A 23,466-nucleotide genomic window follows, 5' to 3' on the forward strand; every position below is an offset into this window, starting at 1 on the left:
TGGTAGGGTACGTTAAATAATATCTAGAGACTCATCTTTTCGGCGTGACATGATAGTTAGGGGTCTAACGAGCGTGAATTAACCTCTAATTTTAAAGCTGAGGTAGAGGCAACCGCCACGCGATCGCGTCCCAATTTTTTCGCCTGATATAAAGCCGTATCGGCTGCCTGGATGATGGCTTCACCCGTCAAACCTTCCGCTGGAAAGCACGCCACTCCCAGCGAAATTGTAATTCTATTAAGGAGTTGATCTCGATACTCCACCTGAAGTTGCTTCACTCCTTGTCGCAGTTGCTCAGCTCGATGCCGACTATCGGCTAAAGAGGCATCTGGCAAAATCAGAAGTAATTCCTCACCTCCATAGCGGCAAGCAATATCTGAACTGCGGATATTGATTTGCAAAAAACTCGCCAATTCTCGCAAAACTTTATCTCCCGCCTCATGCCCAAATGTGTCGTTAAATTGCTTAAAGTGGTCAATATCAATCATAATTACACCCACAGGTTGCCCCTGACGCTGAGCGCGGAAAATCTCCCGTTTCAGGGATTCTTCCATGTAACGTCGATTGAATAAACCCGTCAGGGGGTCGTGAATGCTCTCATGTTTTAAAGTCTCCCGGAGTTTTAAATTACTGATAGCCAGACTTAGGTGTTCCGCCACCGTCACCGCTAATTTTTGTTTCGTATCAGTTAAGTGCCCTTGTTTGAGTGAACTTAAATAGAGTAGACCCAACACTTTTCCCTCTGCCATCATCGGCACACATAGGGATTCAGCCGGAGCAGGATCAGCCAGAATATGTTGGCACCGTAATTGAGAATGAGTATGCTGCACAAAACGAGAGCGACGCCGTCGTAGTGCCCAACATTCCTTCAAAGAGAATGCAATTTGACTCTTGAGCGCGAGTCCCCAAGTTGCTACCGCCTCTAACTGATTTTGGGTTGAATCCAGCAAAAATACACCGCCCGAACTACCGAGAAAGATCGGCTGTACTAGCGTGGCTAGGGCACTGTAGGCATCTTCAAGCGTCACGCAGGTTTGCAAAAAATCACTCATTTTGGCCAACCGCGCCATTTCTTGATTGCGCTGTTCCAGTTCGTCTACCCAGCGGACGAGCTTCTCGTTAGCTTGTTGCAGTTCGGTTTCACTCCGGCGCAGTGCGGCTTCGGCTCGCTTGCGATCAATCAATTCCTCTCTTAAGAGTGCATTTGATTCACACAGTTGAACGGTTCTCTCCAGCACTCGTTTTCCTAATTCTTCATGAGATTGACGTAGAGCCTCCTGTAAAATTTTGCGTTCTGTAATGTCACGGCAGCTATAAAGTCGGGTTCCCCCCTGAATTTTTACACGTTTCACATTAATCAGGATCGTGTGGATTCTGCCAGCTTTATCCCTAATCGTCCATTCAAGATTGCAGATTTCTCTGGAGTGCTTGAATGTATCAAGCTCACAAAAGTCATTTCCTAACAGGTTGGCAATATTCCCCAATTCTTGAGCTTCTTGGGAAGAATAGCCAAAAATACATTCTATATTCGGGCAAATATAAGTAAATGCTCCAGTCTCATCCGTAATTAAAACCGTATCAGAAAGATTGCTCAGGATAAGTCGGAGGAGTTTCTCGGATTCCCGTAGCTTGGCTTCAAATTGGCAAGATTTTGCCTGAATACTCATCAGTTAAGGTTTTTTAGAAGAGCTTGATCTTGATGATAGGTGCAGCTCAGTATATTTTCCAACTCAATTATTTGGTAAATCTTAAATCTTTTCTAACGTTTTTTGTAGGCATGTTGAAAAGCTAATAATCAGGTGCAAAAATAAAACATCCCCCTCGAAATTCATTTCTGATGAGGGGGAATGAATCCTGATTGCATTCAACTCAACGTCTATTACTCAATTGAAGTTCTTACACTTTTGTCAAAATTGCTTAGCAGAGTGTAAGACTTGATCAGCCCTTAGCCGAACCAGTGGGAAGGCATAGAGCAAGAATCAACTTCTTCAGTTGCGGTTCGACTGATACATTCAGATTTTTGTTGAATGATATAAGCGATTTCTTGGCGAAGTAGATTTTGAATATGTATCTTCTCCTCTGGAGAAAGTTGCAAACGCTCAGAATCACTGGATGCTTCTCCAGGGTGTTCTTCAGTCGGATGCCAATTTGATAACTGACTCAGGACACGAGTGAGTAAGTTACGCCGGAATTCCCAATCATTCAATGCTTTTTGATAGGGATAATCCGGATACGTCTCTAATACTTGATCAAGAATTTCATTAATCCTCGACAACATTAAATCATCAATTGTTTTTTCCATTGTTGACTCCGTTTATAAAAAATGTGAATCCTTGAAAATCCAGGAATTTTTTTTAGGTTAATAAATAGCCTTAAAAAACTAAAAGGCAGGCTCAAGTCCTGCAATCTTTTGGTTAATTAAGTCCCAGAGCTAAAGACCCTTGACTCACTGATTTTTTCAAAGATTGTAAAGGTTTTTTAAGGTTTACTTTATCTACATTAATTATCTCTTACGGAGAAACTCTACCTTGATAAATTTACAAATTTTTAAACTAAAAATAATGATTACACTGGCAAATAAATGGCATTCAATCCCTCAGGTAAGACGAATGACACTGACATAAGGGGCGATCGCAAAACTCTCTCTCCCAGCCAGGGCTAGAACCGTTGCTACGTTGGCACCCACAGCTGAGGAACATCAAAACTGATCAAGACTGGCTCGTCAAGCGTTACTCAGGTGCAGGTATGGCACTGGTTGCCGAGACAAGATTGGGGAACGGCATCGGGGTTGGATTTGGGTCGAGTCAGAACTAGGAGGAGGAACTACTGGCGCAGTAAGATTAAGATTAACGAACCCATCTCCAAAAACTGCATCCGGCGAGTGAATAATTTTCGACCCATTCAAAAGCTCATGTTTTTTCGATTGATACCCAAATCTTTTCTATGGCTGAGTGCCACTATCCTAATTATTACTTTAGGAGGATGCGAATCACTTCAAAGCCTATTTGGAGGAGGTGGCTATACCGTAAAACGAGTGTCTGATGGAGACACAATCACCGTTACCGACCCCTCTGGCAAAAATATTAGCGTGCGTTTCGCTTGTGTGGATGCACCGGAAGTTCCTCATAAGGTAGAGGAGAGAAAAAGCAGAAAATTGGTGGATAAGACCCAATTTAAGTGGGGGGAAAAAGCCCAGCAGCGAGTGCAACAATTGGTCAAGCAAAGCGGTGATCGTGTTAAATTGACTGTCACTGATACAGATCAATATGGACGTAAAATCAGTGAAGTTCGTCTCACCGATGGCACTTTTATTCAGCAGGTTTTGGTAACTGAAGGACTCGCGCAAGTTTATCGACCCTACTTAAAAAACTGTCCCAGTGCAGCCCTTGTAGAGGCGGCAGAAGCAGATGCCAAGAAGCGGCGTGTGGGAGTTTGGGGTGATAAAAAATATACCTCGGCTTGGGAGTGGCGACGGAGCAATAAATAATACCTAATCCGTTTTGATAACCCCCTTATTCCCAAAGGAAGGGCCGGAGTTCATACGCGGATGGGGAAGAGGTTGTTTAGACGCTTAAAAAAGGGGAGTACAAGTCGCATTGGGTATAAGCAGTTGCAGGTTGAAGGTTGAAAGTTAGAAAATTTAAAATTTTAACGTTCAGCCTGACAACTTGGCGCGATTGAGACTCATAGGACATCAGCATGTATTAATCGTTGATTTGACAGCGTTGCCAATAAATTTGAGCTACCTTATCCATTGGGTTTAGACGTAAACACTCAGAAAAAAGTTTTTCGGCTGCTCTCCAGTCTTGGGAGGTATAGTGAAACAAGGCTTCTTTAAATAGCTCTAGAGTTGCTAACTTACCTTCTTTGATTTCAGGTAAATCTGCATCAAAGACTTCATACACTGTCACTAACTCAGATTTTCCCTTAACTTTTACTTGGTCTATCCGGCGAATTTTATAGTCAAGTGGATTGCTCAAACGCGAAAAAGTTTGGTGAGTAATTAATAACGGTATGCCATAATTTTTCGTCAGGCTTTCCACACGGGAGGCTAGGTTTACCGCATCACTAATGACTGTACCATCCATCCGATTGGAGCCACCCACAGTTCCCAACATTAAAGAACCTGTATTGATGCCAATCCCAATTTGAATCGAGCCATAATCCCATTTCATCCGGTTTTGATTATATTCACTGAGGCGATGCAGCATGGCAATTCCCGCTTTGAGGGCATTATCAGCCGCACCACTAAACAGTGCCATAATTGCATCTCCAATGTATTTATCAATAAACCCTTGATTTTCACGAATTGCGGGTTCCATACGAGACAAATAACTATTAATAAATTTAAAATTCTCTTGAGGAGTCATACTTTCCGATAGGGTAGTGAAGTCACGAATATCGGAGAATAGGACTGACATTTCTTGCTGAATTTGGTCGCCCAGTTGCACATCAACAATACTTTCTTTTTCCAGGAATTGTAAAAATTGACGAGGAACAAAGCGCTCGTAAGCTGTATTGAGTTCTGCCATGTTACTGTAGAGACGGGCATTTTCAATGGAAATTGCTGCTTGAGCCGACAGCATACTTAAAATCTCTATTCGCTCCGGGGTAAAAGCACCTGTGGTCAGATTATTTTCTAGACAAACAATGCCACTGAGCTTCCCCTGATTAAGCAAGGGCGTACAGAGAACTGACTTGGATTGATGAGTTTGGATATAGGAATCATTAATAAATTGACCCTCACGGGTAGCATCATTTAAGACAACGCTTTCTTGAGTTCGGGCAACATAATTAATTAGAGTGGACGAAAGGAGAGGTGTCTGATTATATCCTTCTACTGATTCAATGGGGATTGATTGCAACACGGTAATTTCTTCAGAATCTATCTCTCCAGAAGCTTCAATCCGCAGTTGACCCTTGGTTTCTAAAATCAGAAAACCCTTTTGTGCTCCTGCATTTTCAATCAGAATTTTCATCAAGCTTTCCAGCAACTTATCCAATACAATTTCACATGAAATCGCTTGTGTCGCTTTCATCACTGTGGCTAAATCCAGTGCCTCACCCGAACTGGGATTAGTCGATATTGAGATAGATCTACCATTTTGAATTCCGGATTTTGTTGCCGCCAGTAACTGAGGATAATTTTCCTCCAAATCCATGACCTTGCGAGTAGCTCCCCATTTAAGATAGGAATAACGTGCCTCCTGTATATAGGCTTTGCTAATCAAGTCTTTGTTTTTGGATAGATAAAACTTGGCAGCTAGTTCATAAGCCAAGGCTTTTTCTTGGATATAGCCATTTTCGTTGGCTCCTGCTATGGAGTAATCATACCATTCTATTGCTTTAGCCTCTTGGCCTAGAACCCTACAGCGTTCTGCCTCCACCAGGTAAAATTTATGCAGGAAATTGGCTGGAGAATAATGCGCCCATTTCTTCATTTTTTTCTGGTTAGCTCTCACTTTCCGTAAGATGCGCTTTTGTACAGACGTTTTGCTGGAAGGATAAATAGCCAACAGCGCCAAAGAATCGTAAAAATGGAAAAGAGGAACTGTTACCACTCCTAAGCCACCATCCAAATATCTTTCGGTTATGGCAGCATTTTTTACAGCTTCTTGGTATTCGGTAAATAGATAGCAAAGAACGAGTTTGTTGAAATATAAGATAAAAATTGCTGTTCTATCATTCGCTTCTTGATGAAGAGGCAGCATTTTTTCTTCATCATAGGCTTCGCCGATTAAACGGCACTGATGTTCAGTCCGGCCTAGTAAGGTAAGGACTGTCTGTCGCCATATTTTCAGCAAATAGAGTGTTGTTTCTTGCTTAAGTTGAGCGACAACCTGGCTATAGATTGCCATCTCTTGTTCAAGCCCACTTAGTTCCTTTCCGATAAAATAGCCATGATAAACGTAAGCATTGATCGATAAAGCTGCAAACTCTAAATCTCCGGTTTCTATTCCACTTTCATAGGAATCCATCAAAGCGGGTAAGGTTTCCCCAAGATGCTCTTTCCAGTGTCTAATCAGGTTATTAACGACTAAGAAAGTTTTTGCCTTGATCTTTTTGGCATTGAACTTATCAAGCAAGCTGAGCGCAAGTTTGCCCAATTGATAGCCGGAATCAATGTCTCCTACCACTCCGCTGAGAATTGAACCGTAAGTGGCATAAGCAAAGGCAGACTCTGAAGTATTGCCATGTTTGACCGACAAGTTTACCCCTTTAAAGACAAGCAGTGGCATCAATTCAGGAACGGCTAAATAGGCAGCAGAACCTACACTCGACATAAGCCGCATAGCTGCCAACACAAGTGGATCGGTCATTTCCGGCAGGTCTATTAAGTTTTCAATTTGTTTCCATAATAAAGTTAATTTCGTTTTAATAAGACTGAGTATGATATTCGATGTTGTAGGTTTTTGCGGAAACTGCAATCCCAAAAAACAAAGGATTTCTATCCCAGTATTTATAGCTTCTAATAATCGATTTTGTGCTATAAAAGATTGGATTTTAATTTCATAAATTTTAACTTTGTCTAGCAGTGTTGTAGCGTGCTGAAGCACCACTTCAGCTAATCTTTCCATTAGCTCAAAGTTAGTGCTGAGGTACGCGGCTTCTGCTGCTTCTACATAAAGTTCGAGTGTCAGGTTATACTGCCTCTGCCAGCTAGAGCCTCCTTCGCTCCCCCCCTTAACAAGAGGGGATTGAGGGGGGTTAAGGAGTTCAATACCAAAAATCAGGTATTTAAATGCAGGTTCATACGCCACCGAAGCTTTGGCTTTTTTGCCAGCCATGAGGTTTAATTGGGCGAGTTCATCTCGTTCTGATTGGTGGCTAATGAGTTCAATGCCTAAATTTAGTTGATTAACGATATCAAATATTCTCTCTTCCCGCTGATGAGCTGGGATGTTTTGCAGAAGGAGTTGTCCTACTTGTCGATGGATACGAATCCGACAATGCCGTCCCCCTAAAGCGTCAGAAATCAGAGAATATACGGCTTGCTGAATTCGGTCATGGACAAACTTATAGGTAACGGGAATCAGCAATTGGGAACTGGAAATTAGTGATTGTGTGTTTGAAGCTTGACGTTTCCCCTCCTGCTGTTCCCAGCCTCTAATGACCTCATAGGCATCACTTATCGGAAAAATTAAGCCCTCAGTAACAGCCGGGTGTAGGTTTATCGCCGTTTCTTTTTGCGATTTTTCTGAGACAACCGCTAATGTTTTTAGATCAAACTGATTTCCAATACAAGCGGCTAATTTTAAGCACTCTTGCGTAGATTCGGGTAATTTTTGGATCTTGGCGGCCATGAGTTCGACAACATTATCGGTAATTCCCCGCGCTTTAATTTGTGCTAAATCCCATTGCCATTCTCCCTGCTCTAACGTAGACTGAGGAGGTATAAAATTGAGTAAATTTTCGGTATAAAGAGATTTTAAAAACTCATTCATAAAGAAGGGATTACCCTCTGTTTTTGCCAGCACTAATTCGGCTAGCGGCCAAGTGCGCTTACGGGGACAGTTTAGGGTATCGGAAATGAGCTGATTTACTGTAGGCAAGTCTAAACGTTTAAGAAAAATTTCATTGACAATGGCTCCATTATCTTTTATGTCCTTAAGAGTAAGCCTCAATGGATGAGCAGCGCTAACTTCATTATCTCGATACGCGCCAATTAAAAACAGTCCGGCTTGGGAAGAAGTCATCAGCAATTCCATGAGCTTTAAAGATGGCCTATCTGCCCACTGCAAATCGTCTAAAAATATCACTAGGGGATGTAAGGGACTGACAAAAACTTGAATAAAGTTTTGAAAAACGAGATTAAATCGATTCTGCGACTCGGTGGCTCCTAAAGTTGGAACTGCCGATTGTGAACCAACAATCAGTTCTACTTCAGGAATTACATCAATAATCACCTGTCCATTAGCACCAAGAGCCTGTAATAATTTTTCTCGCCATTGCTGAAGCTGAACTTCACGTTCGGTTAACAGTTGACGGACTAATTCAGCCAACGCTTGAATCACCGCACTGTAGGGCACATTTCGGTGAAATTGTTCAAATTTCCCTCGAATGAAATAACCCCGCCTTTGAGTTATCGGTTTATACAGTTCTTGTACTAATACGGATTTCCCAATCCCGGAATAACCCGCTACTAGCATCATTTCAATTTGAGATTTACGATTGGGAATTTGAGATAAAAAAAGTTCCGATTTCTCTTCCTCAGCGTTCATCTCTCCGCTAGCAACCCGCTCAAATGCCCGGAGTAAAACTTCAACTTCCCGTTCTCGACCATAGAGTTTTTGGGGAATCTGAAACCGATCTGAAATATCAGCAGTAGCTAGGATAAATTCTGATATCTTTCCCCTCTCCTGTAATTGATTCCAACACTCTGCTAAATCCCTATGAATCCCCCAAGCACTTTGATAGCGTTCCTCCGCTGTCTTCGCCATCAATTTCATCACGATATCTGAAATCGGCTGAGGAATATCTGGAGCCAGAATATGGGGAGGTACAGGCTGTTTCGCAATATGACAATGGACTAACTCTAGAGCATCCTGTGTCTGGAAAGGGAGCTGATGAGTCAACAGTTCATAAAAAGTGACTCCTAGGGAATAAAAATCCGTGCGGTAATCCAAGGAACGGTTCATTCTTCCGGTTTGTTCCGGAGAGATATAAGCTAAAGTGCCTTCTAAAAGTTGAGGACTGGTGAGGGAAGGGTTTTCCCGTGCTAAAACGGTAGAAATGCCAAAATCAATGAGTTTAACTTGTCCCGTTTGAGGGTTAAAAACTAGATTTGAGGGATTAATATCTTTATGAATAATATTGTGATGATGAATTTGTCCTAAAGTTTGAGTAATTTGCAGGGCAATAGGCAGAAATTCTGATAAAGAGAAGGGTTTTTCCGAGAGCCATATCTTCAAGGATTCTCCACCAAAATCCTCTACTAGCATCACCAGAGTGTTGTGATAGTTTTGTAAGTCGTAGACTTTCACCACCCCCTCTATGTTGAGTGTCCGCAGAGTTTCATACTCTTGTCGGTAGTGAAACAGTTGGCTGGGGGTAGGATAGTCCTCTTTGAGCAGTTTTAATATAATTGGTTGCTGATCAAATTGCCTTAGTCCTCGATAAACTAAGGAATTAGCATTTTCATGAATTTGTGCAATAACAGTGAAGCCAGGAAATTTAATCATTTTTAAGCTCTTGATTTTTCAATCGTGAAATCTTGCCAACCTCTTCTGAGAATGGGCAGGGGCAGCAGGGGAAATAGATTTTCACCAAGAGGTGGCGGCGATGCCGCCATGATGCCTAACCTGATAATCGGGAGTGGAGATTCAGGAAAGAGATTTATATCATTTATAATTATGAACTCGCCTTGCTGGAGTCTCGGCAAAAGTTAAGTTTTGCTACTTAGCTATAATACTTATCGCTCTTTGTGTGGCCCTTTATGCAAGAAGGATTAAAGTTAGCTCGTCCAGGAAGTTCCACGTTTTAAAAGTCTGATGCTACAAAGTTTTCAGCCTATTAGCGCCCAACCCAGTTATTATTTGCCAGTTAGATTGGAGGCTGAATGAGGCTACTAACCTACGTTCTAAACTGTTACTCTAACAATTTGTAAATTATATTCGCTTTGAATTTTTCCTGACTCCCACGTTCCGTGGAATTAAAAATCCTCTTCTTCTTCGTAATATCTCTCCCGTTGTCCATCAGCAAGTTGCCATAACACAGGCGCGATGGCTCCAGCAATCGCCCCAATCCCTACACTAAAAGCCAGAACAATGCCTAAGGGCATTTGTATGGTTTGAAACACGAGGAACTTGAGAGATATCGACGTAATGTTTTGGATGGAAAGAATCGCGATCGCAGCAATCCAAGCCGCTAGGATAATGGAAGTCAGTAAATTAGCAATCGTTTTCATGATTAAAATCGCCGATAAACGTGGATGCTTGTCATCCACGTTTATCTGGGTGTAGGTAGGGTTAAACTTCTACAGGTTCGAGTCGGTTAATGATCAACTCCATAATTTCAGCAATCTGAGCTTGTTTTTCGGGAGAATTCGTCTCCATGTAAACACGCATCAAGGGTTCAGTACCCGATGGGCGCAACAACACCCAACTGCCGTCTTCTAAATAGAGTTTGATGCCGTCTTTACGACCAATTTCCTTCACTTTGATTCCCGCAATGTCACCGGGGGGATTTTTAGTGAAGGAATCCAGAACGGCAACCTTGTGGTCATCCTCTAAGTGTAAGTCGAGACGCTTGTTGTAGAGAGGGCCATCGGCTTCTGCGATCGCTTCTTCCACTAGCTGACTTAACGGCTTCCCTTCATAGGCGATCGCTTCAGCCACCAGCATATCCGCCAAAATCCCATCTTTTTCCGGGATATGGCCAATAATGCTCAATCCTCCCGATTCCTCACCCCCAATCAGTACCTCAGTTTCGCGCATTTTCTCGCCGATGTACTTGAAGCCGACGGCTGTCTCGTATATTTTTAGGCCATACTTAGCGGCAAAGTTATCCAGCAGGTGGGTTGTGGCAACCGTCCGGACAATGGCACCCGTCTTGCCTTTATTTTTAATCAAGTGACGCGCCAGCAACAGCAGCACCGTATTGGGCGTGAGAACATTCCCCTGTTCATCCACAACACCAAAGCGATCGCTATCCCCATCGGTCGCTAGGCCCAAATCGGCTTTATCGCTTGTCACAGCCTCAACCAGTTCCACCAACTGTTCGCCCTTGGGTTCCGGCATCCCCCCCCCAAACAACACATCGCGAGTGGTATGGAAGGACTCCGTTTGACAACCACAATGTTCTAGAACAGTATCCAAATAACCACGAGAGGTGGAGTAGAGGGCGTCGTACTTCACCTTGAGTTGAGCACTGCGAATCCGCTCAACATCCAGCAGGGTATAAATAAACTGTAAATAATCGGGTTTGGGGTCAAACGTAGATATCTGATTGTTGTTCTTGCCCGTCGGCGGTGCATCATCAGCCCCTTCAATATTGGCAACAATCGTATCCGTAATTTCGGGTGTCGCAGGGCCGGCATAATCCGGGATGTACTTAATGCCGCAATAAGGTGCAGGGTTGTGACTCGCGGTAAACATCAATGCGCCAGCAGAGTTCAGGAGACGCGCATTGTAGGCAATAACCGGCGTTGGGCAATCCCGATCCACAATTTTCACCGTCCAGCCTAAGTCTGCCAGAATTTCGGCGGCAGTCTGAGCAAACTGGTCGGCAAGAAAGCGGGTATCGTAGGCCACTAAAACCGGTCGGTCTTTGGAATAGGCTGTTTCTAGATAACTTGCGATCGCCCGGGTTACCTTACACACATTTGAGAAGGTAAAGTCATCCGCGATGATCCCGCGCCAGCCATCGGTGCCAAACTTAATTTTTTTGTCGCTACTTGCTGCACTCATTTCGGCTACTTTCTCTAAATTCAACTCAATCTTAATCGAAGCCTATCGAGTTATGAGGATACGGCTCAGTCTGTTATTAAATTGCCGAAACCAGAAAATTCCCCCCCTTCTCCTGCACTCCATCACCAAAATTGATGAGATAATCAAAAAAAAGCCGCTCTACCGTGCCATTTCCTCAATTCAAATGGTAAATTAGCTGCATCAGGAGTTTGATGCACCCAATGTCTGACGGTATGCTAGGCTGTATCATCTCTCTCCTGTAATTGTCCCTTACTATGTAAGCCTGCATAGCCCCAGCGACCCTGCCCGTTCGCTTAAGCTACTGGGAGTACCCTATTATCGGAGCCGTAAGCCATCGTGATCCAGACTGAAACCCCAACCCTACATGCGGTTCAAGCTGAAGTTTCTCGTCTGCGAGAAGAGTTGCAACTGAGAGACCAGCTAGTGCAGCAGCTGTCTCAAGAATTATTTCGTCTCGTCAAGGGCAACGCTAACTTCACTCCTCCGGCGGAGGTTTCAGAGCGTCACCAGGCGCAAATGCGTGTATTACGCGAACAGCTACAAGATGTTGAGCAGCAGGTGACGTTCTACCAAGACCAGATTACCACCCGTGATGATGAAATCTATCAACTGCGGCAGTCGGTGCAAGAATTAACCGAGCGCTCGCGGATGTTAGAACAGGTCGTACAAGAACTGCCCAAGATTTACCGCCAGAAGTTTGCCGAGCGCATGGTGCCGGTACGGGAGAAAGTATCGATGCTACAGCGGGAAAATCGCCAACTCCACGCTGAGTTACAAAGTGTCAGCTATCGCCTCGCTGTGAGAAGCCGCAACATTACACGGGTTGATTTACCCACGTTTGCACGCCCAAGCGGTGGCCCTATTCCTACCTTTGGCAGTATTTAGGGGTCTAATTATTGTCGCCGCTCAGCAAGAGTAGAGGCCGAAGTGATCGCACGCCAGGGGAAGCTCAGATGGTGTTTAGACCCACTCGGCCCCTTTCTGCTCAAGCCTGTGATCGCCTCACAGTTAGCGCCGATGGCATGTACTGGCATAGGGGACGGCTTAACGGGTCAGTCAATGATGAACTTGACAATAATACTCCTAAATGAGCTAAAAAGAGCCGATATTCCCAACCGATTGTGAACCGATCAGAAGCGATCTCGCTCTCAATCATCAATTACCTTTATTTAATACCCATTCTCTGGCATACCCGGATTTTTCCGCCTCGCCAGTTCAATCAGTCGTTGGGCGACATCCCAATACCCTTCTACCAGGGTGATGAGTCGGTGTTGTATGGCATCCCAAGTAGCGGGAAACACCTCTATAGTCTGTGTGACCATTCAGCCGGGGGACGGCTGTTATCATCCATTGTGATACTGATAGAATGGCCACTGGTTCGCAGGTCAAAACGATCAAGATTGGGCCGTTTGATTTGTTGTGAGTCACATGACACAGGACTCTACGAGTCAAGCGCCGAATTGTTCGCTTCATCAGATTCAAACTGGCGTCGAACTCTTTCTAGGCGTTGAGTAATCCGATCAATTCTTTGCTTAACTTTTGTTGGGTCAATGTTTGACCACATATCCGGACGACAAAACTTGTCCTGATCCTTGTCCTTGTTCTTGCGGCGGTAATACACGTAATACCTCAAATGTCAAGACTAATTAATTAAATTTTCATAAACTTTTAGTGTTCTCACGTCATTCAGAAGATAGAACTACCTGTCACTCCCCCAGGGGAAAAGCCAACTTCAACGCGACTGACCCGATTTGGGTTTAAACTTGCCACAGGGGAATGTTGGAACCTTTCCCAGGCTAAAGCGTTCAAAATCCTAGATTGTATAACAGAGGGCAATTGTGAGCAAGAAAGATTATATTCAAGTAGCAGCTGATTTTTCTTTGGTATGAGCTACTGCCTGAATCCTGATTGCCAGAAGCCTCATAATCCCAGTGATGGTAGGTTTTGCCTAAGGTGTGGGACAAAGTTACTATTAGGCGATCGCTATCGATCCATCGAAGTGATGGGTCAAGGACGCTTTGGCAGAACGTTATTAGCTTTGGATGAATGCAAACCATCCAAACCGAACTGCATCGTTAAGCAGTTTTTCTCCCAAGCACAGGGGACTGACAACCCAGAAGAAGCGGCGCAGTTATTTGAACAAAAAGCTGTACGGTTGGAAGAATTAGGCACCCATCCTCAGATTCCTGAATTACTCGCCCATTTCACCCAAAATCAGTATCACTATTTAGTCCAAGACTTTATCGATGGGCAAAATTTAGCCCAAGACCTAGAATCTCATGGAGCTTTCAATGAATTCCAGATTCGGGAATTATTAAGAGACATACTGCCAGTCTTACAGTTTATCCATGAAAGAAACGTGATTCACCGAGATATTAAACCCAAAAATATTATTCGGCGTATCACATCAAGCATCCAGACCCCTGCCGGCGGTATCTCCTCCGAGCTAGCAGAGATAGGGGGAACAATAGCGAATCCACTGGTTCTCGTCGATTTCGGAGCCGCTAAATTTGCCACAGACACTCTTTTGCCACCCACAGGCACCGTCATTGGCACCTCTGGATTTGTTGCTCCAGAACAAGCTCTGGGCAAAGGCACATTTGCCAGTGACATTTACAGTTTAGGTGTCACCTGTATCCATCTGCTGACTCAAAAAGGCCCGTTTGAGTTGTACTCAGTCAGTGAAGGCGGTTGGGTTTGGCGAGAGCATGTGAGCAATCCCGTCACTCCGGGGTTAGGGCGAATCCTCGATAAGATGTTGGAAAATGCCACAAAGCGACGTTATCAGAATGCAGGGGATGTTCTCGATGACTTGAATCTTTTGGAGAGTGCATCCGCCGCCGCCACAATTTCTATAACACCGTCAAAATCGAGTTCCCAACTCAAGTCATCCGTTCCAGTTCAAACCGAACCATTGGTTGCAACGGAACCTGAGTTACAAGTTCCATCTGAACCTGAGCCATCGGTTGCAACAGAACCTGAGCCATCGGTTGCAACAGAACCTGAGCCATCGGTTGCAACGGAATCTGAGCCAAAGCCTCTAGCTATAGCCGAGCCAGCCTCGATACCTGTATTTCAGAATTGGAAGTGCGTCCAGACTCTCACTGGACATTCCGATGGAGGTTTAGATTGGTACGCAGGGGTGACATGCATCGCCTTCAGCCCTAATCAGGAATGGATTGTGAGTGGCAGTGAAGACCACACTATTAAGGTATGGGAACTCAGTACTGGCAAAGATATTCACACCCTTGCTGGACATGCCGGGTTTTTTGTGAGGTCAGTCGCAATCAGGCCCGATGGAGAGCTCTTAGCAAGTGCCGGTGACGACATTATCAAGTTATGGGACTTGAAAACAGGGGAAGAAATTCGTACCCTGTCGGGGCATTCATCCATCATTCAGCGCCTTGTTTTCAGTCCGGATGGAAAGGTGCTCATTAGTGCTGGGAATGACAAAACGATTAAGATATGGAACCCGGACACTGGGGAAGTCATGCGAACGCTAGGTGGGAACCACTTAATTGAAGCACTTAGCATCAGCCCAGATGGACAAACCATCGCGAGTGCGGATGGAAATCTTAAAGCTAAGGTGTTTAAGGTCAAGTTGTGGAACTTCAATACCGGAGAAGAAATCCGCACGTTTTCTGGGCATTCTAACACCATTCGTGGTATTGCTTTCAGCCCGGACGGGCAACTCCTCGCCTCCGGCAGTTGTGATAAAACCATCAAGATTTGGCAGGTGGAGACGGGGGAATTGCTTTATACGCTCACGGGTCATTCGGGTTGGTTTGCCGCAGTGAATTCTGTTGCCTTTAGTCCTGATGGAAAAATTCTCGCGAGTGGTAGTGATGACAAAACCATTAAACTCTGGAATCCCGCAACCGGAAAAACAATACTGACTCTTTCGGGGCATTCTAAGGGTGTGAATTCAGTTGCCTTTAGTGCAGACGGGCGAACCCTAGCGAGTGGCAGTGGGGACAAAACAGTGAAGATTTGGCGGTGTGATTGATGCCCAGAAGCCTGGAGCCAAACAAGTACGGTTTGGCTCTTCACAGCAGCAGCACTGAGTTAGGTTTGGCCTTGAGCAATTTTGCCGATGAAAGTCGCTGCCAAACTTGGAATTTAGGTCGGGATTTATCGACTCATTTACATCAATATCTCGCTGAGTTTCTCCAGCCACAAAATTGGAAAGAATTGGCGTTTATGGCGGTAGCTAAAGGGCCAGGGAGTTTTACCAGTACTCGGATTGGCATGGTTACGGCTCGGACATTGGCACAGCAATTGGATATGTCGCTATGGTCAATTTCGACATTGGCAGCAGTTGCTTGGCACCAATATCGGGAGTTAGGAATCCCGGAAAATTCACAAACAATCCCAAATCGAACACTCGCTCTACAAATGCCGGCTCAACGGGGTCAATTATTCGCGGCTATCTACCAGCCATCTTCATCGAACTCAGGACTGACTCCGCTGTTTCCCGATTCCGTGTTGACTCCGGAGGAGTGGCAAAAAACTTTAGATCAGTGGCCAACCTCCTATCAGCTCATTGATATTCCTGCGGATAGTGGATTGGGTACCTCGGTTTCCAGTTTGTTAGAACTGGCTTATTTGGATTGGCAACAGGGCAAGCGCCCTCACTGGTCAGAAGCATTGCCATTTTATGGTCAGCATCCGGTAGGAAATTAATGCCCTTTGTTCAATCATTGTGCATAAGTACCCTGTCCTCTAGAGATATCAGCAGGTAGTTACAAATCCTTCAAAGTCAAAGTCCAAGCCCCTCTGTCCTACCTAGAGGGGCTTTTTTCCGTTTATAAGCTGCGGCAAGGATTGGAAAACCTCAAGCAGACAACGACCAGAAATCCATCACGGCGATTTACTCTATGGTCGTGGATGCTTCTTCTGGTGGGCCAAGCTCGTCAGCATCACAGCCAATACAGTACCACCCGACTTCAGAATCTTCAGTCAGTTTGATTTGAACCAAATCGGCTCCACATCGGTGACATTTTGGTACGTCCATCATTATGCTCCCTGATAATTTAGCCTATCTTTAACCTTACTTTTTCCTTGAACCACTTTTCGTAGTGATTTTTCTGGATAATTACATCCTACTAACGGGTGAACCGATTGAGTGAATTATCAATCATCCTTTTGGATGAACTAAATTGGTGAGGTAAGAGTGCTCACACTCGCAATAATGTGGAACTATCCAAACACAGCCATGCTCTACTGAGTGAACAACAGCAGACGGTCTACTGCCTTTACGGCAAAGTCCTCAAATGCTGTACGGGCGGGTTTACACGCTTGACCAGTTGCCTCCGCCTGGGCGGCTGAAGTTCAACCCGCCTTTACCTCCGAAAGGTTTGAGAAATAAGCGCTCTTGCACTAGAAACTTGAGTTTTGTACTCAGCCGGGAGCAAGGACACCAGTTCTGTCGTCAGGGTTCTGTGCCAGTAGACACTGACCTAAAATTTAATTTCTCTTCAACTAAAGAAACAAAGCGCAATCTGCTTGCAAGAGATTTTTAAGTTTTCACCATATATCCCGAATCCCTAAGAGCCATACCAGAGATATAGATTTGCCTTAAGTCGTTGCTGAAGTGGATTTTAGGATAACTTAAAATAAGGATAGCAAAAGAAATTTATCTTTACATATAATCCTGCTCACCGATTGACAGGGGGACAACAGTGACCAATAAAGTTCCAGACCAAGAACCATCTCAGTTAAATGGCTCTGCGACAGTCGCTGAGTCTGCCCTCGAAGAGCGGCATTTAGACTCCTTCCCTTTACCTATAGCCGAACCTATAGCCGAACCTATAGCCGAACCTATAGCCGAAAAAGCACCTCGAACCTGGCTATCCGGCGGGCGGGGCATGTTAATCGGCATAGGGATTGGGGTCGTGCTAGCGGTTGGCGGTACACGCTTACTGAGTTCTCAACCCACGAAAGCTCCTGCCAAGTCCCCTGAAGCGACCCCCTCTGCTGCACCCGTCTCCGCTCAAAGCGTCACTGTAGCAACGGTAGAAACCACTCGCGTTCCTCGTATCTTAAAAGCCGACAACGGAAGTGTTGCCGCCTTTGAGATGATTCCGGTGTCGTCCCAAGCGACGGGATTACAGATTAAGCAAATCCTAGTAGACCGGAATGACTTTGTGAAGGTGGGGCAAGTGATGGCACGGTTAGATGATGCCATTCTCCAGGCACAATTGACGCAAGCCAAAGCCTCCGTTGCCCAAGCCGAAGCCCGTTTGGCAGAACTGCGGACGGGGACACGAAAAGAGGAAATTGCTCAGGCACAAGCTCGTTTAGACCAAGCCAAAGCCCGTCTGAGTCAGGCGCAAGCTAGTATTCCTAGACAGATCGAGCAGGCTCAAGCCCAAGTGGAATCAGCGCAAGCGCGGTTAACACTAGCGGAAAATCGTTACAAGAGCTATCAATCTTTGGTCGATCAAGGGGCTGTTACCCGCGATCGCTTTAATGAGACGTTCAGTGAGTATCGCAGTGCTCAAGCCAATTTATCGGAAGCCCAACAACGCTTACAACAAGCCCGAAATACAAATAACCCAGAAATTGACCAGTTAGCGGCTTCTGTGAGAGAAGCCGAACAGGAACTTCAGCAACTGCGTGCAGGTTCCCGTCAAGAGGTGATTACTCAAGCCGAAGCCCAACTAGCTCAAGCGAAGGGACAACAGCAAGCGATCGCGGCACAACTGGGAAATACGAAGATCGTGGCTCCTGCGAGTGGTCAAGTCGCTGAACGCAATGCCCGTGTGGGCGAGGTCACCTCAGCCTCACAACCCCTGTTCAAGATTATCGACAAGGGGCGCTTGGAACTGATATTGAAAGTTCCCGAAACTCAACTGCCGCAAATTAGCCTAGGGCAAAGCGTCAAAATCACGTCTAACAAGGATAGCAAGCTCAGTCTTGAAGGGAAAGTGCGAGAAATTGACCCTGTCGTTGATGAACAGTCTCGTCAGGCAACAGTCAAAGTTGATTTGCCTGCGACGGAATCTTTAAAACCTGGGATGTTTTTACGGGCAGCAATTACCACCTCCTCGGCATCCGGTCTAACGGCACCCGCCAAAGCAATACTACCCCAAGCTGATAGCAGCATGATCGCCTATCGACTACAAGGAGATGGCACGGTTAAGGCACAGCAGGTGCAGGTGGGAGAACCGATGCCCGGTGAGCGAGTGGAAATTAAAAGCGGTTTATCCCCAGGCGATCGCATCGTAGTCAAGGGTGCCGCTTACCTCAAAGATGGCGACAAGGTCGAGGTTGTACAGAGTCAAAAGTGAGATTAGAAGATTGAATGTTAGCAGGTTTTCAACTTTCAACGTTCAACTTTCCAACGTTCAACCTGATAAATTGCCTCTTCCTAATCTAAAATCTCTGCATCGAAATCCTTATGTCTTTCAACCTCTCTGCCTGGTCAATCAAAAAGCCGGTTCCGACGCTGGTTTTGTTCTTAGTTTTAACGGTAATCGGCTGGATGTCTTTTACCCAGCTAGGGATTGATTCTAACCCCAACATTGATATCCCAACGGTTTCGGTCACCGTAACTCAGCCAGGTGCTGGCCCGACGGAATTGGAAACTCAGGTGACAAAGAGAGTTGAAGATGCGATCGCGGGTTTGGGGAATATCGATAATATGATTTCAACCGTTAACGATGGGGTTTCCAGTACCGTCGTTAACTTTGTCTTAGGCACGGATAGCGATCGCGCCACCAATGACGTGCGAAATGCGATCGCCCAAATCCGCCAAAACCTCCCCCAAGACATTAACGAACCCATCGTCAAGCGTCTAGAATTTGCCGGTGGCCCGATTATGACCTATGCCGTCACGTCTGAACGGCAGTCTGTCGAACAATTGAGTTACTTGGTTGACCAAACCATCAGCCGTGCCTTACTTGCAGTGCAGGGAGTCGCCCAAGTGCAACGGGTGGGCGGCGTGACGAGAGAAATTCGCGTCAACCTCGACCCCAGTCGCTTGCAAGCCCTGGGGATTACTGCCACGCAAGTTAATGACCAAATTCGCGCCTTTAATGTCAATTTACCAGGGGGACGGACTCAATTAGGAGGGAGTGAACAGAGTATCCGCACGCTGGGCAGTGCGCCCAATGTGGAGGTGTTGAAAAGCTATCAAATTTTGCTGCCCAATGGGAGTTATGTTGCCCTGTCCAGTTTGGGAGAAGTGGACAATGGCTATGCGGAAGTGCGGCAGGAGGCACTGTTTAACGGTAAACCCGTGGTGGCTTACCAGGTGTTGCGGAGTACGGGTAGTACCTTGGTAACGGTGGAAGAGGGGGTACGAAAAGCCGTAGAGGAACTGAAAAAAACCCTTCCTCCAGATGTTAAGCAAGAACTAATCTTTACACGAGCGGACTACATCCGGGAATCCTATCAAAGCACGATTGATGACCTGATCATGGCGTCCGTGCTGGCTGTGGTGGTGATTCTCCTATTTTTACGCAACTGGCGAGCCACCTTGATTACGGCGGTGGCGTTGCCGTTATCGATCCTTCCGACCTTTGCGGTGCAGAAGATGCTGGGTTATACCCTCAATAGCATGACCTTGCTGGCATTGGCACTGGCGATCGGGAATTTGGTGGATGACGCCGTTGTGGAAATTGAGAACATGGAACGCCACATGGATATGGGCAAAAAGCCCTTGCAAGCGGCGTTGGATTCTTCGGCGGAAGTCGGTTTAGCGGTGTTAGCGAGTGCAGCAACGATTATTGCTGTGTTTATGCCCGTTGCGTTTATGGGTGGCGTTCCGGGTCAGTTTTTCCAACCGTTTGGGGTGACGGTTGCCGTTTCTACGATCTTCTCGACTTTGGTGGCGCGTACCGTCACCCCGATGATGGGGGCTTTTTTAATGAAGGAAAAGAAAGCAAAGCCAAAAAAGAACTCTCGCTACTACGGTTTTCCTCATACCTTCCGCGTGCGCTTTCAACCGTATCGTAGTTTGTTGACATGGGCGTTGCGGCATCGACTGACGACTGTTGCCATAGCCCTTGCTTTCTTCATCGGCAGTTTGATGCTAGTCCCCTTGATTCCCAAGGGATTAATCGATAGCGGCGATTTTGGTATTTCCACAGTTTCTGTTGAACTACCTCCCGGTTCGACTCTGAACGACGCAAAATCCGTTGTTCAAGAGGTAACACAGCTGATTCAGCCCAGCCCAGCCATTAATAGTGTGCTGGCGACAGTCGGTTCCGGTAGTGGCAGTGATGGCAGTGGTGTGAATAAAGCCACTGTGTTTGTTCAGCTTAAGCCCAAGGAAGAGCGGGATATCTCCCAGTTAAAGTTTGAGCAGGGGTTGCGTCCACAATTTGCCAAAATTCCAGGAGCGAGAATTAGTTTCCAGAGTCAAGGTGCAGTGGGAGGGAGTAAGGATTTATCCATCCTCCTTAAGAGTGAAAATCCGGAAGCATTAACGACGGCTGCCAATGCATTGGAAAAGCAGATGAGAACGGTGCCGGGATTGGTGGAAGTAAGTTCTAGTGCCAGTTTGGTGAAGCCAGAGATTCTAGTTGTTCCCGATCCGGCGCGTGCCGCTGATTTGGGAGTGACGGTACAGGCGATCGCACGCACAGCCTCTCTTGCCACGATTGGAGACAATGAAGCGAATTTAGCGAAGTTTAATCTCCCCGATCGGCAAATTCCCATTCGCGTGCAAATCGATCCAAAGGCGCGGGAAGATATTGACACGCTCAAGAATCTCAAGGTGCCTGGTCAAAATAACACCCTAGTTCCCATCACGGCGGTGGCAGATATCCGTTTGGGCAGTGGGCCGGCACAAATTGACCGCTATGACCGATCACGTCAGGTTTCGGTGGAAGCCAACTTGCAAGGCACTTCTCTGGGCGATGGTGTCGCGGCGGTGAAAAAGCTACCTGCGATGAATCCGCTGCCGCCAGGAGTGGTGGAGCAATCTGCTGGTGATGCCAAGATTATGGGTGATATTTTCGCTCGTTTTGGCGCAGCCGTGGGGCTAGCCCTGATGTGTATCTATGCCATCCTGGTTTTGCTGTACAACAATTTTCTCCACCCAGTGACGATTATGGCAGCGTTGCCCCTATCTTTAGGTGGGGCACTGATTGGCTTGCTGATTGCTCAAAAGGCGTTAGGGCTATATGCGTTGATTGGGATTGTTTTATTGATGGGGATTGTGACAAAAAACTCAATTCTGCTGGTGGATTACACGTTAATTAACCAGGAGGAGGGCAAGTCGCAGTATCAGGCGGTGCTTGATGCTGGGTTGTCTCGTCTGCGACCGATTTTGATGACTTCCCTCGCTACAATTGCGGGAACAGCCCCCCTCGCGCTGGGCATTGGTGCGGGCGCTGAGGTTCGTAGTTCGATGGGAATTGCGGTGATGGGTGGCTTTACAACCTCCACGCTGCTAACGCTGGTGGTGGTGCCGGTGCTGTTTACTTATGTGGATAATTTGCAGCATGGGATTGTCAAGCTATTGAGTGGCGGGAGCAAGCGTCGCCAGGTAGCTGTGGCGGGGGCGAGTGGTGAGGATAGTAATGGAATTGTGACTCGTAACGACTAGTGGATATGGCAGGATTTGCATTTTTCCTGCGATCGATCGATGACTAGCTGACCAGGACTTACCCATTTTCTGGCTTAATACACTATCTTCGTAGGGGCGACGCAGGCGTCGCCCCTACAGGTAGCGCATCAGGGGACCCAACTCGCCATTTGAGTTAAGATTGGACTAGTTTAATAGCTACCGTAATGGCTGCTAAAGATATTTTTCATGAGGCTGTTAGGAAAGGTCTTGAAAAAGAGGATTGGCTAATTACTGATGACCCGTTGAAGCTTCAGGTGGGTGGGGTTGAGATGTATGTTGATTTAGGAGCAGAAAAGATTATTGCGGCTGAGAAAGATGGGGAAAAAATAGCCGTTGAAATTAAAAGTTTTATTGGGCCGTCCAACATTTCTGAATTTCATACAGCTATTGGGCAGTTTATCAATTATCGTGTGGCTTTAGAAGAACAATATCCCGCTCGCACTTTATATTTAGCTGTTCCTCTAGGAACTTATCAAACCTTTTTTTCTCTTCAGTTTATTCAAACTGTAATTCAACGCTTTGAAGTTAAGGTTATTGTTTACGATCCAGCCAATGAGGTGATTTGGCAATGGCAAATAAATTAGAGACTTACAGAGCTTATGTTCAGCAAGCGTTAAAAGACTATGCGAGTCTGGGTTCACCGGATGATGATGTTGAGACTCAGCTAATTTTTGATACTGAGGGCGATCATTACCAGTTAGTTTACGCGGGGTGGAAGAATCGACGCCGGAGGTATGGGTGTGTTTTGCACCTAGATATAAAAGATGGGAAAATCTGGATACAGCATGATGGAACAGAGATTGGGATAGCCAATGAGTTAGTTAAGTTGGGTATTCCGAAAGAGGATATTGTTTTAGCGTTTCACGAACCTTTTGTTAGACCCTATACAGGGTTTGCAGTCGGTTAAATTTGTGAGGGTTGTAGAGCGTTGGTTCATTAATAGTAAGGGCAATACTTTTCGCTCTTCGATTGCCCCTCAATGGTTTTGGGGCAGGCACAAGGCACTGCCCCTACGAAAAATCAATGTTTTTAGAACTACTAAGCTGACGAACTCAAGCTTATTAAGGTAGTCAAATCATTGATTATTTGTTTTTTGATGACCTACAGTTTTTTTCTTAATGCCAACTCTTGAAAGTGTAAACCACAATGTTATTGTTCCTAATATAAAAAGCAACGATGAGTTACTTATAGTAATAGATCCTATTTTTTCAACATACATATTCCCCCATCCCATCAAAATCAAAAAACCACCAAACATCAGCCAAGCACTAGAGATAAAACCTGCCCATAGCTTTGATAGAATGGTAGTTTCATCAGAATCTACTATTCTAGAGGGTAGAAAAATTTCTACTATTTTTTGGATGTCTTCAGCCTTCATGGAAGTTCTATCTTGTCACACAACAATTCAAGCTTATTTAAAAAAAGGTTTGTTGTCTTCGTAAAATTCACTGAAAAATT

General features: G+C 45.6%; 17 protein-coding genes. 8 read left to right on the forward strand and 9 right to left on the reverse strand.

The window, feature by feature from the left end; genetic code table 11:
- Positions 1–56: 56 nt before the first annotated feature.
- The gene (locus NDI48_20900) at positions 57–1,667 is read right to left on the reverse strand and encodes a diguanylate cyclase (GenBank protein MEP0833626.1); all 1,611 of its coding nucleotides are present in this window, start codon (positions 1,665–1,667) and stop codon (positions 57–59) included.
- A 278-nt stretch (positions 1,668–1,945) separates the two neighbouring features.
- Positions 1,946–2,302 (reverse strand): hypothetical protein, encoded by a 357-nt coding sequence (locus tag NDI48_20905; GenBank protein MEP0833627.1) that lies wholly within the window; start codon positions 2,300–2,302, stop codon positions 1,946–1,948.
- 453 nt (positions 2,303–2,755) lie between these two features.
- Here NDI48_20905 and NDI48_20910 point away from each other — a divergent pair, with 453 nt between their 5' ends.
- Positions 2,756–3,487 (forward strand): thermonuclease family protein, encoded by a 732-nt coding sequence (locus NDI48_20910; GenBank protein MEP0833628.1) that lies wholly within the window; start codon positions 2,756–2,758, stop codon positions 3,485–3,487.
- A gap of 217 nt (positions 3,488–3,704) precedes the next feature.
- Here the strand turns inward: NDI48_20910 and NDI48_20915 are convergent, their stop codons facing one another.
- The 3 genes from NDI48_20915 to NDI48_20925 form a co-directional block, all read right to left on the reverse strand.
- On the reverse strand, positions 3,705–9,182 hold the full coding sequence (locus NDI48_20915; protein ID MEP0833629.1) for an AAA family ATPase: 5,478 nt from the start codon (positions 9,180–9,182) through the stop codon (positions 3,705–3,707).
- 470 nt (positions 9,183–9,652) lie between these two features.
- Positions 9,653–9,907 (reverse strand): lipopolysaccharide assembly protein LapA domain-containing protein, encoded by a 255-nt coding sequence (locus NDI48_20920; protein ID MEP0833630.1) that lies wholly within the window; start codon positions 9,905–9,907, stop codon positions 9,653–9,655.
- Between the two features lie 61 nt (positions 9,908–9,968).
- Positions 9,969–11,408 carry a phosphoglucomutase/phosphomannomutase family protein gene (locus NDI48_20925; protein ID MEP0833631.1) on the reverse strand — a complete coding sequence of 480 codons (1,440 nt, stop codon included), beginning with the start codon at positions 11,406–11,408 and terminating at the stop codon, positions 9,969–9,971.
- Positions 11,409–11,765: 357 nt separating this feature from the next.
- Here NDI48_20925 and NDI48_20930 point away from each other — a divergent pair, with 357 nt between their 5' ends.
- The gene (locus NDI48_20930) at positions 11,766–12,314 is read left to right on the forward strand and encodes a hypothetical protein (protein ID MEP0833632.1); all 549 of its coding nucleotides are present in this window, start codon (positions 11,766–11,768) and stop codon (positions 12,312–12,314) included.
- 284 nt (positions 12,315–12,598) lie between these two features.
- Here NDI48_20930 and NDI48_20935 read toward each other — a convergent pair whose 3' ends face one another.
- Together NDI48_20935 and NDI48_20940 are read right to left on the reverse strand one after the other, a co-directional pair.
- Entirely contained in the window at positions 12,599–12,751 is a 153-nt protein-coding gene (locus tag NDI48_20935) for a hypothetical protein (GenBank protein ID MEP0833633.1), read from the reverse strand.
- 119 nt (positions 12,752–12,870) lie between these two features.
- Positions 12,871–13,050 (reverse strand): hypothetical protein, encoded by a 180-nt coding sequence (locus NDI48_20940; protein ID MEP0833634.1) that lies wholly within the window; start codon positions 13,048–13,050, stop codon positions 12,871–12,873.
- Between the two features lie 264 nt (positions 13,051–13,314).
- Here NDI48_20940 and NDI48_20945 point away from each other — a divergent pair, with 264 nt between their 5' ends.
- Positions 13,315–15,435 carry a protein kinase gene (locus NDI48_20945; GenBank protein ID MEP0833635.1) on the forward strand — a complete coding sequence of 707 codons (2,121 nt, stop codon included), beginning with the start codon at positions 13,315–13,317 and terminating at the stop codon, positions 15,433–15,435.
- Positions 15,435–16,112: a tRNA (adenosine(37)-N6)-threonylcarbamoyltransferase complex dimerization subunit type 1 TsaB gene (tsaB, locus tag NDI48_20950; GenBank protein MEP0833636.1), complete on the forward strand. Its 678-nt coding sequence runs from the start codon at positions 15,435–15,437 to the stop codon at positions 16,110–16,112. Before NDI48_20945 ends, tsaB begins: the two co-directional genes overlap by 1 nt.
- Before the next feature lie 187 nt (positions 16,113–16,299).
- Here tsaB and NDI48_20955 read toward each other — a convergent pair whose 3' ends face one another.
- Complete coding sequence (locus NDI48_20955) at positions 16,300–16,446, reverse strand: hypothetical protein (GenBank protein MEP0833637.1); 147 nt, start codon at positions 16,444–16,446, stop codon at positions 16,300–16,302.
- A 664-nt stretch (positions 16,447–17,110) separates the two neighbouring features.
- On the opposite strand from NDI48_20955, the gene NDI48_20960 reads away from it, so the two are divergent.
- The 4 genes from NDI48_20960 (at position 17,111) to NDI48_20975 (ending at position 22,915) form a co-directional block, all read left to right on the forward strand.
- Entirely contained in the window at positions 17,111–18,721 is a 1,611-nt protein-coding gene (locus NDI48_20960) for an efflux RND transporter periplasmic adaptor subunit (GenBank protein MEP0833638.1), read from the forward strand.
- Positions 18,722–18,831: 110 nt separating this feature from the next.
- The gene (locus NDI48_20965; protein ID MEP0833639.1) at positions 18,832–21,987 is read left to right on the forward strand and encodes an efflux RND transporter permease subunit; all 3,156 of its coding nucleotides are present in this window, start codon (positions 18,832–18,834) and stop codon (positions 21,985–21,987) included.
- Between the two features lie 185 nt (positions 21,988–22,172).
- Positions 22,173–22,592, forward strand: coding sequence for a XisH family protein (locus tag NDI48_20970; protein MEP0833640.1), 420 nt, complete (start codon positions 22,173–22,175; stop codon positions 22,590–22,592).
- Entirely contained in the window at positions 22,577–22,915 is a 339-nt protein-coding gene (locus tag NDI48_20975) for a XisI protein (GenBank protein ID MEP0833641.1), read from the forward strand. The genes NDI48_20970 and NDI48_20975 overlap by 16 nt, the downstream gene beginning before the upstream one ends.
- 168 nt (positions 22,916–23,083) lie before the next feature.
- Here NDI48_20975 and NDI48_20980 read toward each other — a convergent pair whose 3' ends face one another.
- Entirely contained in the window at positions 23,084–23,386 is a 303-nt protein-coding gene (locus NDI48_20980; protein MEP0833642.1) for a hypothetical protein, read from the reverse strand.
- Positions 23,387–23,466: the final 80 nt, after the last annotated feature.

Source organism: Microcoleus sp. AS-A8, from assembly GCA_039962225.1.
In the GTDB taxonomy this organism is placed as follows: Bacteria; Cyanobacteriota; Cyanobacteriia; order Cyanobacteriales; family Coleofasciculaceae; genus Allocoleopsis.